The sequence below is a fragment of the Kitasatospora sp. NBC_00374 genome (assembly GCF_041434935.1).
Classification (GTDB): Bacteria; Actinomycetota; Actinomycetes; order Streptomycetales; family Streptomycetaceae; genus Kitasatospora.
The window spans coordinates 4440187-4455372 of record NZ_CP107964.1 but is presented as its reverse complement, the minus strand read 5'-3'; the positions used below and the strand labels follow the sequence as shown (position 1 = coordinate 4455372).

Sequence of the window (15186 nt, the reverse complement as noted above, 5' to 3'; positions counted from 1 at the left end):
CCTGCGCCTACGCTCGAATACCCTCGAAGCAGCCTGCGACGCAGCAGCCCACCGAGAAGAGGAGCGACCATGTCGACCATCCGCGTCCTGATCGTGGACGACGAGGTGCTGGTCCGCTCCGGTCTCGGCCTGATCGTCGGCTCGGCCCCGGACTTGGAGGTGGTCGGCAGCTGCTCGGGCGGCCAGGCCGAGGAGCAGGTCACCGCGCTCGCCCCGCAGGTCGTGCTGCTCGACATCCGGATGCCCGACCTGGACGGGATCACCGTGCTGCGCCGACTGCGCGCCCTGCCCGACCCGCCGGCCGTCGCCATGCTCACCACCTTCGACACCGACGAGTACATCGGCACCGCGCTGCGGACCGGGGCGGCCGGCTTCCTGCTCAAGGACACCGCCCCCGACCAGCTGGTGCACGCCGTCCGGGTGCTGGCCGCCGGCGGCAGCGTGCTCTCCCCCACCGTCACCCAGAGCGTGATCAACGGCTACGTGGAGGGCGGCGCCCCCGACACCGAGGCGGCCGGCCTCGCCCGTCAGCTCACCGGCCGCGAGCTCGACGTCCTCGCCCTGCTCGGCGAGGGCCTGTCCAACGCCGAGATCGCCGACCGGTTGTTCCTCGGCACCGGCACCGTCAAGGACCACATCAGCGCCATCCTCGGCAAGCTCGGCGCGGCCAACCGCGTCCAGGCCGCCGTGATCGCCCACCGGGCCGGGCTGGTCCGCGCGCCCGGGCAGCCCGGCTGATGGCCGCCGCAGGCAGATCCCTGCCCGCCTGGGCCACCGGCCGACGGGCCGCCCTGCTGGTACCGATGGTGCCGGCCGCCGTCGACGCGGTCCTGGTCGGCAAGGGCAGCACCTGGTGGGAGGTGGTGCTCTCGGCGATCGCCGTGCTCGCCCTGCTGCTGCGCCTGCGCTTCCCGGTGCTGACGCTGATGCTCACCCTCCCCGGCGCCTACTTCGAGTACATCTGGATCGCCCCGATGACGGCGCTCTACTCGGTCGCCGCACACCGCGCGAACGTGCGGGTCACCGCCTTCTGGGCCACCCTGTTCGCCCTGGTCGAGTACTTCCACTGGCCCATCGTCGACGAGATGTTCGAGCTGGGCCGGGACACCGCGCTGAACGCCATCGAGAGCGCCATGCTCGCCGCCGGGCCCGCCGCACTCGGGCTGCTCGCCCGCACCAGGCGTGAACTCGCCGAACGCATCGTCCAGTTGACCGAGGGCCAGCAGCGGGAGAGCCGGCTGCTGGCCGAGCGGGTGCTCGGCTCGGAGCGCGCCCGGCTGGCCCGTGAGATGCACGACGTGGTCTCGCACCAGGTCAGCCTGATCTCCATTCAGGCCGGTGCGCTCCAGGTCTCCACCGCCGACCCGGTCGCCAAGGAGACCGCCAGGACCATCCGTGAGCTGTCCGTGCGCACCCTGGAGGAACTGCGCCAGATGGTCGGCGTGCTCCGGGCCGCGAGCGCCCGGCGGGACGAGCCGCTCGCCCCGCAGCCCCGGCTGGCCGACCTGCCGCGCCTGATCGAGGGCAGCGGGCTGCCCGTCACCACCGCCCTCGCCCCGGGCCCCCGGGCCTGGCCGGAAGCCGTGGAGCGGGCCGCGTACCGCACGGTCCAGGAGGCGCTCACCAACATCCGCAAGCACGCCCCCGGTGCCGAGGTCAGCGTCAGCCTCGACTCCCACGGCGCCCGGCTGCTGGTCGAGGTGCACAACGGACCTCCCCCGCTCGGCCCCGGCAGCGCCCTGCCCGACCATCTGCCCGGTGGCGGCCACGGCCTGGTCGGCCTGCGCGAACGCGCCCAGCTGCTCGGCGGCACCCTGACCGCCGACCCCGCCCCGGACGGCGGCTTCACCGTCCGCGCCGAACTCCCCGCCGCCGAGTAGTTCCGTCCGGCCGTGGCCGGACGGAACACCGCCGGGAAGACCGTGACCGGGAAGACCGTGACCAAGAAACACCGTGGCCGGACAGACTGCCGCCGGACAAAACAAAGAGGCCGGTCGGAGTTAATCCGACCGGCCTCAGTGGTGCGCGAGGGGGGAGTTGAACCCCCACGCCCTTTCGGGCACTGGAACCTGAATCCAGCGCGTCTGCCTATTCCGCCACCCGCGCATGGGTGTTGCCGTAGATGCTACCCGATCTTCAGATCCGTTCCGGACCTCTCGGTCCTTCCCGGTCTTCCGGCCCGGCTCCCTTTCGGGGCGCCCCTTCCGACGTGGAAAACATTAGCACGGCCTGCGGGGTAGCCCGAAATCCCTTTCCGGCGGCCGCCCGGACGGGCGCCAACGAACGGGTGGTCGAAGGGTTGGCAGCCCCCGGAAGGGGTAGCCCTCGCTTGCCGGGACCACCGATGGAGGTGTGTGCCGGGGCTCACCCAGGGGCACCACATGCCGGGGGAACCGTACGGACGGGCCCGGCGTGGATACGATCAGTACGGAAAACCGCCATCGGCCCGATGCGGCACGCCTCCAACGGCGGCCCCCGGCCGAACCAACGCCCTGGAAGGGGGTGCCCCGTGGGAGTCCTGAAGAAGTTCGAGCAGCGGCTCGAGGGTCTCGTGAACGGCACCTTCGCCAAGGTGTTCAAGTCCGAGGTCCAGCCGGTGGAGATCGCCGGCGCGCTCCAGCGTGAGTGCGACAACAATGCGACCATCTGGAACCGCGACCGAACCGTCGTGCCCAACGACTTCATCGTCGAGCTCAGCCCGCACGACCACGAGCGGCTCAGCCCGTACGCCGGACAGCTCGGCAAGGAGCTGGCCGGCATGGTTCGCGAGTACGCCGAGGCCCAGCGCTACAGCTTCATGGGCCCGCTCCAGGTGAGCCTTGAGAAGGCCGACGACCTGGACACCGGCCTGTACCGGGTGCGCAGCCGCACCCTGGCCGCCGAGGAACCGCAGCAGCAGGCGGCCCCGCCGCAGAGCCCGCAGGGCTACGGCCGGCCGCCGACCCCGCCGGCCCCCGGCGCACCGTGGCAGCAGCCCGGCGCGGCCCCGTACGGCACGCCGGCCCCGTACGGCACGCCGGCCCCGTACGGCACGCCGGCCCCGCCGGCCGCTCCGCCCGCGATGCCTCCGGCACCGCCCGCGATGGGCGGCGGCAACGTGCGCCCGTTCCCCGGCGCGGGCCACAGCGGCGCCAACACCCGCCGCTGGATCGAGGTCAACGGCAACCGGCACCAGATCACCGGGAACGCCCTGGTACTGGGCCGCTCGACCGAGGCCGACGTGCGGATCGACGACCCCGGAGTGTCCCGCAAGCATGCCGAGATCCGGCCCGGGACACCCGCGATGGTGCTCGACCTCGGCTCGACCAACGGCATCGTGGTGGACGGACAGCACACCCAGCGCGCTACGCTCCGCGACGGCTCCCGAATCGTTCTGGGGTCCACCACCATCGTCTACCGACAGGTCGAAGGGTAGAGCGGGCCACCTATGTCAGATCTGACCCTGACGGTCATGCGGCTGGGCTTCCTTGCCGTGCTGTGGCTGTTCGTCATCGTCGCGGTGCAGGTCATCCGCAGCGATCTGTTCGGCACCAAGGTCAATCCGCGCTCCGCGCGGCGGGCCGCCGCCGCCCCGGCGGGTGCCCCGAACAGGCCGCAGCAGAGCCAGCAGACCGCCACCCAGGCGCAGCCGCGCCAGCGCCGCGGCGCCCCCACCCACCTGGTCGTGGTGCAGGGCTCACTGGCCGGCACCACCGTGGCCCTGCAGGGCCAGACCATCACCCTGGGCCGCGCGCACGACTCCACGATCGTGCTCGACGACGACTACGCGTCCTCCCGGCATGCCAGGATCTACCCCGATCAGACTGGGCAGTGGACGGTCGAGGATCTAGGCTCCACCAACGGCACCTATCTGGACCGGCAGCGGCTGACCACGCCGCAGCCGCTCCAGCCCGGGATGCCGATCCGTATCGGCCGGACCGTCATCGAGCTGCGGAAGTAGTCAGCGCATGAGGGACAGCACCCCGTCCACCCAGAGGAGGGTAGGGACCGCATGAGTCTCGTGCTGCGCTTCGCCGCCGGGTCCCACAAGGGCTTGATCCGCGAGGGGAACGAGGACTCCGGCTACGCCGGGCCCCGCCTCCTCGCCGTGGCCGACGGCATGGGCGGTGCGGCAGCCGGTGAGGTCGCCTCCTCCGAGGTCCTCGGCTCCATCGTCCGGCTGGACGAGGACGTGCCCGGTGCCGACCTGCTCACCCTGCTGAACGACGCGGTGCAGACCGCCAACGACCGGCTCCGGCAGATGGTCGAGGAGGACCCGCAGCTCGAGGGCATGGGCTGCACCCTCACCGCGATGCTGTGGACCGGCCAGCGGATGGGCCTGGTGCACATCGGCGACTCCCGCGCGTACCTGCTGCGGGACGGCTCGCTCAGCCAGATCACCCAGGACCACACCTGGGTGCAGCGGCTGGTGGACGAGGGCCGGATCACCCCGGAGGAGGCCGAGACCCACCCCCAGCGCTCGCTGCTGATGCGCGCGCTGGACGGCCGCGGCCAGGTCGAGCCCGATCTGTCGATCCGCGAGGTCCGGGCCGGCGACCGCTACCTGATCTGCTCCGACGGCCTGTCCGGGCCGGTCAGCCACCAGACCCTGGAGGAGACGCTCGGGAGCTTCTACGCCCCGCAGCAGACCGTCCAGGCCCTGATCGAGCTGGCCCTGCGCGGCGGCGGCCCCGACAACATCACCTGCATCGTCGCGGACGTCATCGACGTCGGCGCCACCGACACCCTGAGCGGCCAGCTGGCCGACTTCCCGGTGGTGGTCGGCGCGGTCGCCGAGGCGCAGCCGCACCAGTCCACCGACCCGAACCTGCTGAACACCCCGGCCGGTCGCGCCGCCGGCCTCGGCCGTCCGCAGCCGCCGCAGGGCGCCTTCGGCCCCGCCAGCGGCTACGACGGCCAGGCACCCGGCTTCGGCCCCGCCGAGGGGTACGACGACGGGAGCTACGGCGAGGCCGGCGAGGGCGGCTACGGGGAGCCGTACGGCGCGTACGAGGACGCCGAGGAGGACGGCTACGAGGGCGAGGGGCGTGGGCGCCGTCGTCGGCGGCGCCGCGGCCTCAAGATCTCGATCGCCGTGGCCACCACCCTCGGTCTGCTGGGCGCCGGCGCCTGGTTCGGCTACCGGTGGACCCAGGACCAGTACTACGTCGGCGCCGACGGGGAGTCCGTCGCGGTCTACCAGGGCATCAACCAGAACCTGGCCGGCCTGAACCTCTCCTCGGTGCACCAGAAGTACGGCGACATCGAGCTCAAGTTCCTGCCGACGTACCAGCGCACCCAGGTCTCCAAGACGATCCAGGCCAAGAGCCTGGGCGACGCCGAGGACCAGGTGAAGCGACTCGGAGAGCAGACCGCGGTCTGCAAGAAGGTCGCCGCCGGCGCCAAGCCGGCCGTCCCCCCGACCACCACCGACCCTGCCACCACCGACTCGACCACTCCGGGGGGTACCGCGCCCCTCACCGAGCAGGAGCAGCGCCTGGCCACCTCCTGCCCGACCCAGTAGTGACCCCGCAGGGGTCCATCAGCCGTCGGGGAGCGGCCGTCACGTGAGCACCTTTGACCTGAGCAGGAACAACAGCGGTACCGAACCGGGCCGACGGCGGGCCACCACCACCATCACCCCGCAGGGCACGCCCAACCGGCGCAACACCGAGCTGGTCATGCTGGCCTTCGCGGTGCTGGTGCCGATGGCCGCGTACGCCAACGTCGGCCTCGCGCTCGACAAGCGGCTGCCCGCCGGCATGCTCGAGTACGGCCTCGGCATGGGCGCCCTCGCGCTCGTCGCCCACCTGGTGATGCGCCGCTTCGCGCCGTACGCCGACCCCCTGCTGCTGCCGCTGGCGACGCTGCTGAACGGCCTCGGGCTGGTGATGATCTGGCGGCTGGACAAGGCCGGCAGCCTGCTGGCCGCCAACTTCCCGGCGGCGGCCAACCAGCTGATGTGGTCCGGCCTCGGCATCGCGCTGTTCATCGGGGTGATGCTGCTGCTCAAGGACCACCGGATCCTCCAGCGGTACACCTACATCTCGATGGTGGTGGCGCTGGTCCTGCTGGCCGCCCCGGCGTTCTTCCCGGCCCGGGACGGGGACTTCGGCGCCAAGATCTGGATCCACATCGGCAGCTTCTCGATCCAGCCCGGCGAGTTCGCCAAGATCATCCTGACGGTGTTCTTCGCCGGCTTCCTGATGGTCAAGCGGGACGCCCTGGCGCTGGCCAGCCGGCGTTTCATGGGCCTGTACCTGCCGCGCGGACGCGACCTCGGGCCGATCATCGTGGTCTGGCTGCTGTCGATCCTGATCCTCGTCTTCGAGACCGACCTCGGCTCCTCGTTCCTGTTCTTCGGCCTGTTCGTGGTGATGCTCTACGTCGCCACCGAGCGGACCAGCTGGATCGTCTTCGGTCTGGTGATGTCGGTCGGCGGCGCGACCGTGGTGGCCACCGCCGAGCCGCACGTCAGGACCCGCATCAACTCCTGGCTCGACCCGATGGCCGCCTTCCAGGAGCCGCCGCCCAAGGGCACCAGCGAGCAGATCGGCCAGACCCTGATGTCCTTCGGGACCGGCGGGGTCACCGGCACGGGCCTCGGCCAGGGCCGCTCCTGGCTGATCCAGTTCGCCGCCAAGAGCGACTTCATCCTCGGCTCGTTCGGCGAGGAGCTCGGACTGACCGGCATGATGGCGGTCTTCGTGCTGTACGGGCTGATCGTGCAGCGCGGTCTGCGCACCGCCGTCGCCGCTCGCGACCCGTTCGGCAAGCTGCTCGCGGTCGGTCTGTCCTCGGCGTTCGCCCTGCAGGTCTTCGTGGTGGCCGGCGGTGTCACCGGCCTGATCCCGCTGACCGGTATGACCATGCCGTTCCTGGCCCAGGGCGGATCCTCGGTGGTCGCCAACTGGGCGCTGATCGCCATCCTGCTGAAGATCAGCGACACCGCGCGCCGCCCCGCCGCCGAACCGGCCACCGAGCCGGCCCCCGGCCCGGAACCGACCCGGCCCTGAAAGCCGTGGTGATGCATGAGGTTGAATCTCACGAAGCTGTGCCACCATCGGCCGAGCCACGCCCACTGATCGCAGAAGTCCGGAGGGGACCCGTCCCGTGAACAAGCCGATCCGCCGGGTCTCGATCTTCTGCCTGGTGCTGATCCTGGCCCTGATGGTCCGGGTCAACTGGGTGCAGGGCGTCCAGGCCGAGGCCTGGGCGAGCAACGTGCACAACGACCGGAACAAGTACGACCGGTACGCCTACCCGCGCGGCAACATCATCGCCGGGGACAAGCCGGTCACCAACTCCGACTTCGTCAACGGCCTGCGCTACAAGTACAAGCGCAGCTGGATCGACGGCGCGATGTACGCCCCGGTCACCGGCTACTCCTCGCAGTCCTTCGGCACCAGCCAGCTGGAGCAGCTGGAGGACGGCGTCCTGGCGGGCACCGACTCCCGGCTGTTCTTCCGCAACACCCTCGACATGCTCACCGGTGAGCAGAAGAAGGGTGGCGACGTCGTCACCACGATCGACCCCAGGGCACAGAAGGCCGCCTTCGAGGGCCTGGGCAACCGCAAGGGCGCCGCGGTCGCGCTCGACCCGCGCACCGGCGCGATCCTGGCCCTGGTCTCCACCCCCTCGTACGACCCGAGCACCTTCTCGGGCGGCGGCAAGGAGGACTCCAAGGCCTGGACGGACCTCAACGCCGACCCGAACAAGCCGATGCTGAACCGGGCCCTGCGCGAGACCTATCCGCCCGGCTCCACCTTCAAGCTGGTCACCGCCGCGGCCGCGTTCGAGAACGGGCTGTACCAGAACGTCGACGACGCGACCCAGACCCCGAACCCGTTCATCCTGCCCGGTACCTCCACCCCGCTGAAGAACGCCAGCGACAAGGAGGACTGCGAGAACGCCACCGTCAAGCACGGCATGGACCTCTCCTGCAACACCGTCTTCGGCAAGATGGGCGCCGACCTCGGCAAGGACAAGCTGCGGGCGCAGGCGGAGAAGTTCGGCTTCAACAACGGCAAGCTCGACACCCCGATCCGCGCCGTCACCAGCGTCTTCCCCGCGAACTCCGCGCCCGACGGCACCGCGATGGACGCCATCGGCCAGCACGACACCAGGGCCACCCCGCTCCAGATGGCCATGGTCGCCGCCGCCATCTGCAACAACGGCAGCCTGATGCAGCCCTACCTGGTCGCCCAGGAGCGCTCCGCCAACCTCGACGTGATCTCCAACCACACCGAGCACCAGCTGAGCCAGGCGGTCAAGCCCGAGACCGCCCAGAAGCTCCAGCAGCTGATGGAGAGCGTGGTGCAGAACGGCACCGGCACCAAGGCGAAGATCAACGGCGCCACGGTGGGCGGCAAGACCGGCACCGCCCAGCATGGCCAGGACAACAGCGGCCTGCCGTTCGCCTGGTTCATGTCCTACGCCAAGGGCGCGGACGGCAAGCAGGTCGCGGTCGCCGTGGTCGTCGAGGACGGCTCCACCGAGCGCAACGAGATCAGCGGCGGCGCCATCGCCGCGCCCATCGCCAAGGCCGTGATGGAGGCCGCCCTCGGCAAGTAGGACCGCGGCCGGCCTGATCGGGTCGGCCCGACTCCGCCCGCTTTTACTCGGAGATTGTCACAATGGGACGGTCCCGGACGATACCGGTCTGGTCTCAGGTGGCGGGCTCCTCCGGCTCCCCGAGGTTGGCCCGGTAGCGTATCCGCAAGCAGCGGGTCTGCCCGCCGCACACCCACGGCCCAGGCCTGGGGGCCAGGACCGCGAAACCAGCGCGGACCTGGCAGCGTCCAACAGAGCGTGCGGGGACACCTACGTCACATCCTCACCAACCGGTGGGGGAGAGGGTCGGAACTATGGAAGAGCCTCGTCGCCTCGGCGGCAGGTACGAGCTCGGCGGCGTCCTCGGACGCGGCGGCATGGCCGAGGTCTACCTCGCCCATGACACCCGGCTCGGCCGTACGGTCGCCGTGAAGACCCTCCGTGCCGACATGGCCCGAGACCCGTCCTTCCAGGCCCGCTTCCGCCGCGAGGCACAGTCCGCGGCCTCGCTCAACCACCCCGCCATCGTCGCCGTGTACGACACCGGCGAGGACTACATCGACGGCATCTCCATCCCGTACATCGTGATGGAGTACGTCGAGGGGTCCACCCTGCGCGAACTGCTGCACTCCGGGCGCCGGCTGCTGCCCGAGCGCGCGCTCGAGATGACCATCGGCATCCTCCAGGCGCTGGAGTACTCGCACCGGGCCGGCATCGTCCACCGCGACATCAAGCCCGCCAACGTGATGCTCACCCGGCAGGGCAACGTCAAGGTCATGGACTTCGGCATCGCCCGGGCGATGGGCGACGCCGGCATGACGATGACGCAGACCTCCGCCGTCATCGGCACCGCCCAGTACCTCTCCCCCGAGCAGGCCAAGGGCGAGACCGTCGACGCCCGCTCCGACCTCTACTCGACCGGCTGCCTGCTGTACGAGCTGCTCACCGTGCGGCCGCCGTTCGTCGGCGACTCCCCGGTCGCGGTCGCGTACCAGCACGTCCGCGAGGAGGCCCAGCCGCCGTCCGCGTACGACCCCGAGGTCCGCCCCGAGATCGACGCCATCGTGCTCAAGGCGCTCGCCAAGGAGCGGGACTACCGCTACCAGAGCGCCGACGAGATGCGCGACGACATCGAGCGCTTCCTCGACGGCCTCCCGGTCGCCGCCGCCCAGCAGGCCGCCTACGGCATGGGCGCCCAGGGCTACGGCTACGACCAGAACGGCGGCCAGTACGACCCGTACGGCCAGACCAACCTGCTCCCGCAGCAGGGCGCGGCCGGCCCCACCACCATGCTTCCGCAGGTCGGCAACGCGCAGGGCGGCTACGGCTACCCGCCGCAGGAGGACAACTACGGCGGGACCGGCGCAGGCGGCTACGACGACGGCTACGGGGGCGGCGGTCGCCGTCGCGAGGAGCCGCCGAAGAAGAACAACACCTCCTGGATCATCCTGGCCGTCGCGGCGGTCCTGGTGCTGGTCGGTGCCTTCTTCGTGGTCCAGGCCATGGTCAAGACGGGCGACCACGCGGGTGGCAAGACGACCTCGCCGACCCTGGTCGGCAAGACCCTGGCCGAGGCCCAGAACGCGGCCAAGGCACAGAGCTCGACGCTGACCGTGCAGGCCGGGGACCCGATCGCCTGCCCGGACACCAAGATCCAGAAGGACCAGGTCTGCACCCAGGACCCGGCGGCCGGCACCCAGATCGACACCAGCACGGTGATCAAGGTCCAGCTCTCCTCCGGCCCGGCCGCGGTCGACCTGCCCGACGTCAGCGGCAAGCCCCTCGCCGAGGCCACCAGCACCCTGCAGAAAGCCGGCTTCGTCGTCGCCAACCCGGTCTACAAGACCGACGACAGCGTCCAGCAGGACAGCGTCATCTCGCAGAACCCGACCGCCGGCAAGGCCGCCGCCGGGGCCACCATCACCCTGACGGTCTCCCAGGGCCAGGGCAAGATCCCGGTGCCGAACGTGGTAGGCCAGCAGCAGGACGCGGCCACCAGCGCCCTCGAGGGACAGAACTTCACCGTCGAGATCAAGACCACGCCGGCCACCGACCCGACGAAGGTCGGCACGGTCGCCAGCCAGAACCCTCCGGCCAACTCCAAGGCCGCCAAGGGATCGAAGATCACGCTCACGGTGTTCAAGCAGGCCGACAAGGTCCAGATCCCGGACCTCAAGGGCAAGAACGTCAAGGACGCGACCGCGGCTCTCCGGAGCCTCGGGCTGCAGTGGACGTTCACGGGCGCCGGCGGCGACAACACCAACATCGTCATGAACACCAACCCCGGACCGAACAACCTGGTCGACGCCAACACCAGCATCCAGCTGTTCACCATGCCCGGTAAGCCGGGCGACGGACAGCCGGGCGGCAACTGACACCCGCGCCATCGAGGGGGCCGTGCGACCCGCACGGCCCCCTCCGGCGTTCCCGGCGACGCTCTACCGCACACCCCGGTCGATCTCCTGCAGCACCAGCTGACGCATGATGGCCATGCCCTGCGGCAGCACCAGCGGCTGGTAGTGGTGCACACACGGCCAGCCGGTGGCGGCGCCGCTGATCCTGCGCACCCGGAACAGCACCGCCAGCCGCGGATCGGTGAGCGTGTACCCGCTGTACGGCGGGGTCAGCAGACGCAGCAGGCCGGCATCCCGCGCGGTCTCGAAGAGCCGGCCGCGGCTCAGCTCGGACCACCCCGTCTCCAGGGCGAGCAGCTCGGCCAGCGCGTCGAAGCTCAGCGCGTCCTCGGGGATCACGCGGTGGCTGATCGGCTCCCCGTCCGGCGTCGAGCTGTCCGCGGCCGCCCCGGCCCCGCCGCGCTGCGGCGGCACCCCGAGGGCACGCCCCTGGACCCCGACCGCCTCGACCAGCCGCGCGATCCGTTCGTCCAGGCCCTCGATCGCCCGCCCGTTCGCCTCGACCGCCGCGGTCACCGTGCTCTCCGCCCGCCGGGCCGCCGCCCGCGCCTCCGCGGTGAACGCCTCCGCGGCGGCATGCGCGACCAGACGGAAGAACTGCATCGTCTCCGGCGACACGGACGGCATCGGGTCCTCGTCCACGGCGTAACGGCCGGTACGGCGGATGGCAGGGATCACCTCGTGCGTGATCCAGCGCTTGAACGCCCTCGCCTGCGGCTTGCGCGAGCGGAGCACCAGTGAGTACAGCCCCGGCTCGTTGATGACGGAAACCTGCTGGTCACCGCCAGGGGTCTTCATACTGTGAAGACCCTTTTCGTCGTCGTCGAGCGCGTCGAGTGCCCGCGTCGGGTTGACGATCTCAAGGACAGCGCAGACGTCCCGCGCGATCCACCACTGCGTGCCGTCGACCGTGACCACCCTCACCGCCTGGCCCTGGAAGTCGAACTGGGCAAGCGTTCCGTTCGTGTTCGTCATACCCGATACAACGACTCATCCGAACGACGGAGAACCGGTTACCTGACAGTAGGCCAGTCGGACTCGGGGGCGCGCGCAGCACTTCCCCGGCGCGCACGCCCCCGGGCCGGCCGGATCCGGCGAGGTCAGTCCGCGACCGAAAGGACGATCTTGCCCACGGTGCGGCCGGACTCCAGCAGCTCGTGCGCCTTCGCGGCCTCCGCCAGCGGCAGCACGGTGCTGACCTCCACCCGCAGCTTCCCGGCCGCCACCAGCTCGTTGACGGCCAGCAACGCCGCCCGGTCCGGCTCGACCAGCAGGAAGCCCGCCCAGACGCCGCGCTCGGCGGCCTGCGGCTTCACCTCGTTCACGGCCCAGCCTGCCAGCGAGACCAGCGTGCCGCCGTCCCGCACCAGCGGCAGCGACCGGGCGCTGTAGTCGTCGCCGACCGTGTCGAGCACCACGTCGACCTCGGAGACCGCCGAGGCGAAGTCCACGGCGGTGTAGTCGATCACCTCGTCCGCGCCCAGGCCCTTGACGAACCCGTGCTTGCCCGCGCTCGCCGTACCGATCACGTACCCGCCGAGCGCCTTGGCGAGTTGGACCGCCACATGCCCGACTCCGCCGGCCGCCGCGTGCACCAGGACCCGCTGGCCCGGCTGCAGCCCCGCCCGGTCGGTGAGCGCCTGCCAGGCGGTCAGCGCGACCAGCGGCAGGGCCGCGGCCTCGGCGTGCGAGAGAGCGGCCGGCTTCGGCACGAAACGGCGGGCGGGGGCGGTCACGTACTCGCCGTACCCGCCGAGCAGGTTCGGGTAGTCGAGCATCCCGTAGACCTCGTCCCCCGGCTCGAACAGCGTCACCCCGACGCCGACGGCCTCCACCACGCCCGAGACGTCGTGGCCGAGCACGAACGGCGGCTCGGCGCGCAGCAGACCGCCGAAGGCCCGGGTCTTGAAGTCGGTCGGGTTGATGCCCGCCGCGTGCACCCGGACCAGCACCTCGGTCGGCCCGGGTACCGGACGCTCCCGCTCCTCGGTCCGCAGCACCTCCGGGCCGCCCAGCGCGTCCTGGGTGACCACCGTCATCTTCGCCGCCATCGTTGCGCTCCCCGCGATCGTTCTTCGCTGTCGTTGCCATCCTGCGGCCCCGGTTCGGCCGGAACGAGTGGCCGGGCGGCCATCAAGTGAGAGGATCTGGCCATGCACCAGGTCGTCGTCCTCGCCCTCCCCGGCGTCATCCCCTTCGAGCTCGGCATCCCCGCCAAGGTCTTCGGCCTGGCCTACGACGCCGACGGGCGCCCGCTCTACCGGGTCATCACCTGCGGTCTGGACGGGCGCCCGGTGCCCTCCAGCGCGGACTTCGCGATCGCCGTCGAGCACGACGCGAGCGCTCTGGAGACCGCCGACACCGTGGTGATCGCCCCCAGCCACGACCCGGGCCTGCTGAACGGCGAACTGCCGCCCGGGCTCGCCGAGGCGCTGGCCCGGATCCGGGCCGGCACCCGGCTGGTGTCGATCTGCACCGGCTCGTTCGTGCTGGCCGCGGCCGGGCTGCTGGACGGCCGCCCGTCGACCACGCACTGGCACCACACCGCCCGGTACCGCCGGCTCTTCCCGGACACCCTGCTCGACCCCGACGTGCTGTTCACCGACGACGGCGACGTGCTGACCTCCGCGGGCGCCGCCGCCGGGCTGGACCTCTGCCTGCACCTGATCCGCCGCGACCACGGCAGCGAGATCGCCAACGGCGCCGCCCGCCGGTGTGTGGTGCCCGCCTGGCGCGAGGGCGGGCAGGCCCAGTTCGTCGAGCGCCCGGTGCCGCTGCCGACCGGCTCCGACACCGCCGCCGTCCGCGACTGGGCCCTGCGCGAGCTGCACCGACCGCTCCAGCTCGCCGAGCTGGCGACCCGCGCGGGCATGAGCGTACGGACGTTCAGCCGGCGCTTCCTGGCCGAGACCGGGCAGACCCCCGGCCAGTGGCTCACCGCCCAGCGCCTCGGTCTGGCCCGCGGCCTGCTGGAGGGCAGCGACCTGCCCGTCGACCAGGTCGCCGAACGCTCCGGCTTCGGCAGCGCGGCCTCACTGCGCCAGCACCTGGCCGCCTCGCTCGGCGTCTCCCCCGCCGCCTACCGGCGGACCTTCCGCGGCTCCACCCGGCCCCGGCACGGCTCGGCCGCCGTGCGCCGGGAGAACGCCGCGGCCTGACCCCGCCCCGCCCGCCTGCCGCCGTGCTCCCGCCCGGCTCCCGGCTGGCTCCCGCCCGGCTCCCGGCTGCCGTCCGGACCTAGTTCCCGGCCAGGGCGGCCGGCTGCCCCTGGGCCCTCGGCTGCTCCCCGGCCAGCTTGCCGAAGACGATCAGCCGGCCTCGGGCGCTGAACTCGGGGGTGCAGGTCGTCAACGTGATGTACCGGCCCGCCTGGGTGAACGGGGAGCCCTTCGGGACCGGCTGGATCACCGACACGTTGTTCGGCGGGGTCTCCGGGATCCCGCCGGCGACCTCGTAGGTGTAGAAGGTGGTCGAGGTCTCCACCACGATCTTGTCCCCGGGCTTCAGCTCGCCGATCTTGCGGAACGGCTGGCCGTGGGTGGTACGGTGCGCGGCGATCGCGAAGTTCCCGGCCTTGTCCGCCGGCATCGCGGTGCCGGTGTAGTGGCCGACCAGGCCCTTGTCGAGCACCTGCTGCTTGTTGGTGCCCTCGGCGATCGGGTATTTGAGGCCGAGCTTGGGGATGTAGACGATCGCGAAACCCTGGCCCGGCTCGAACTTGCCCGGCTCCTTCGGCACCTCCACGCCCGGCGCGGGCGACTGCTGCGGCTGGGCCCACTGCTGTTCGAGCTGGTTGCGGGTGCCGTCGGCGGCCGCGTCGGCCTGCACGTTGGTCCACCACAGCTGGTACGACACGAAGAGCAGCATCACCAGGCCGAGCGTGATGAACAGCTCGCCGACCATCCGGGCGGCGACCACCAGCTTGGACTCCTTGGGCCGCTGCCGCGGCCCCCGCCGCGGGCCGGACGCCCGGCGCCGCCCGGTGCCCGAGCGCAGCGCCGTCCGGCCCTCCGCCCGTCGTGCAGGGCGCCCGCCCGCGGCGTCCGGGTCCGCGGCCGCGTCGGCCGCCGGCACCACCCGCAGCTTCATGGTCTGCTCGCTCGCCGGCAGCCGGTCGAACGGCGAGGCCGCGCCGGGGCCGCCGGCCTGCTCGTACACACCCCAGTCCCCCGTGCCGGGCGCCTCGTCGCCGCCGTCGCCGGGCCGCTGGGTGTTGCCCTCCGGGCGTACCGCCGTCACC

Annotated in this window: 12 protein-coding genes and 1 tRNA gene; 9 read left to right on the top strand and 4 right to left on the bottom strand. The window is 71.7% G+C overall.

The genetic code is table 11. From position 1 onward, the window contains the following. Positions 1-69 precede the first annotated feature (69 nt). Together OG871_RS20060 and OG871_RS20055 are read left to right on the top strand one after the other, a co-directional pair. On the top strand, positions 70-738 hold the full coding sequence (locus OG871_RS20060) for a response regulator (protein WP_371498334.1): 669 nt from the start codon (positions 70-72) through the stop codon (positions 736-738). Further along, positions 738-1880: a histidine kinase gene (locus OG871_RS20055; protein ID WP_371498333.1), complete on the top strand. Its 1143-nt coding sequence runs from the start codon at positions 738-740 to the stop codon at positions 1878-1880. Before OG871_RS20060 ends, OG871_RS20055 begins: the two co-directional genes overlap by 1 nt. 139 nt (positions 1881-2019) lie before the next feature. Here OG871_RS20055 and OG871_RS20050 read toward each other — a convergent pair. Continuing rightward, positions 2020-2106 (bottom strand) — tRNA-Leu (locus tag OG871_RS20050). Positions 2107-2509: 403 nt separating this feature from the next. On the opposite strand from OG871_RS20050, the gene OG871_RS20045 reads away from it, so the two are divergent. From OG871_RS20045 to pknB, 6 genes are all read left to right on the top strand, one after another. After that, positions 2510-3415, top strand: coding sequence for an FhaA domain-containing protein (locus OG871_RS20045; protein ID WP_371498332.1), 906 nt, complete (start codon positions 2510-2512; stop codon positions 3413-3415). Positions 3416-3427: 12 nt separating this feature from the next. After that, on the top strand, positions 3428-3940 hold the full coding sequence (locus tag OG871_RS20040; RefSeq protein WP_371498331.1) for an FHA domain-containing protein: 513 nt from the start codon (positions 3428-3430) through the stop codon (positions 3938-3940). Between the two features lie 51 nt (positions 3941-3991). After that, positions 3992-5503 (top strand): PP2C family serine/threonine-protein phosphatase, encoded by a 1512-nt coding sequence (locus tag OG871_RS20035; RefSeq protein ID WP_371498330.1) that lies wholly within the window; start codon positions 3992-3994, stop codon positions 5501-5503. Between the two features lie 43 nt (positions 5504-5546). Further along, entirely contained in the window at positions 5547-6995 is a 1449-nt protein-coding gene (locus tag OG871_RS20030) for an FtsW/RodA/SpoVE family cell cycle protein (RefSeq protein ID WP_371498329.1), read from the top strand. Between the two features lie 97 nt (positions 6996-7092). Next, positions 7093-8553, top strand: a complete 1461-nt coding sequence (locus tag OG871_RS20025; protein WP_371498328.1) for a peptidoglycan D,D-transpeptidase FtsI family protein — start codon at positions 7093-7095, stop codon at positions 8551-8553. Positions 8554-8846: 293 nt separating this feature from the next. Then, on the top strand, positions 8847-10907 hold the full coding sequence (pknB, locus tag OG871_RS20020; RefSeq protein WP_371498327.1) for a Stk1 family PASTA domain-containing Ser/Thr kinase: 2061 nt from the start codon (positions 8847-8849) through the stop codon (positions 10905-10907). A gap of 63 nt (positions 10908-10970) precedes the next feature. Here the strand turns inward: pknB and OG871_RS20015 are convergent, their stop codons facing one another. Together OG871_RS20015 and OG871_RS20010 are read right to left on the bottom strand one after the other, a co-directional pair. Beyond that, positions 10971-11921 (bottom strand): Bro-N domain-containing protein, encoded by a 951-nt coding sequence (locus tag OG871_RS20015; RefSeq protein WP_371498326.1) that lies wholly within the window; start codon positions 11919-11921, stop codon positions 10971-10973. Between the two features lie 125 nt (positions 11922-12046). Further along, positions 12047-12997 (bottom strand): NADP-dependent oxidoreductase, encoded by a 951-nt coding sequence (locus OG871_RS20010; RefSeq protein ID WP_371498325.1) that lies wholly within the window; start codon positions 12995-12997, stop codon positions 12047-12049. Positions 12998-13099: 102 nt separating this feature from the next. Here OG871_RS20010 and OG871_RS20005 point away from each other — a divergent pair, with 102 nt between their 5' ends. After that, positions 13100-14104 carry a GlxA family transcriptional regulator gene (locus OG871_RS20005; protein ID WP_371498324.1) on the top strand — a complete coding sequence of 335 codons (1005 nt, stop codon included), beginning with the start codon at positions 13100-13102 and terminating at the stop codon, positions 14102-14104. A gap of 79 nt (positions 14105-14183) precedes the next feature. On the opposite strand, the gene OG871_RS20000 is transcribed toward OG871_RS20005, so the two are convergent. Further along, a complete protein-coding gene (locus tag OG871_RS20000; RefSeq protein ID WP_371498323.1) occupies positions 14184-15185 on the bottom strand; it encodes a class E sortase in 1002 nt (333 codons plus the stop codon). Between the last annotated feature and the right edge of the window lies 1 nt (position 15186).

What these genes read in the sequence shown, in the direction of transcription:
- OG871_RS20060 (WP_371498334.1), top strand. Translation starts at nt 70, where the DNA reads ATGTCGACCATCCGCGTCCTGATCGTGGACGACGAGGTGCTGGTCCGC.
- OG871_RS20055 (WP_371498333.1), top strand. Translation starts at nt 738, where the DNA reads ATGGCCGCCGCAGGCAGATCCCTGCCCGCCTGGGCCACCGGCCGACGG.
- OG871_RS20040 (WP_371498331.1), top strand. Translation starts at nt 3,428, where the DNA reads ATGTCAGATCTGACCCTGACGGTCATGCGGCTGGGCTTCCTTGCCGTG.
- OG871_RS20035 (WP_371498330.1), top strand. Translation starts at nt 3,992, where the DNA reads ATGAGTCTCGTGCTGCGCTTCGCCGCCGGGTCCCACAAGGGCTTGATC.
- pknB (WP_371498327.1), top strand. Translation starts at nt 8,847, where the DNA reads ATGGAAGAGCCTCGTCGCCTCGGCGGCAGGTACGAGCTCGGCGGCGTC.
- OG871_RS20015 (WP_371498326.1), bottom strand. Translation starts at nt 11,921, where the DNA reads ATGACGAACACGAACGGAACGCTTGCCCAGTTCGACTTCCAGGGCCAG.
- OG871_RS20010 (WP_371498325.1), bottom strand. Translation starts at nt 12,997, where the DNA reads ATGGCGGCGAAGATGACGGTGGTCACCCAGGACGCGCTGGGCGGCCCG.
- OG871_RS20005 (WP_371498324.1), top strand. Translation starts at nt 13,100, where the DNA reads ATGCACCAGGTCGTCGTCCTCGCCCTCCCCGGCGTCATCCCCTTCGAG.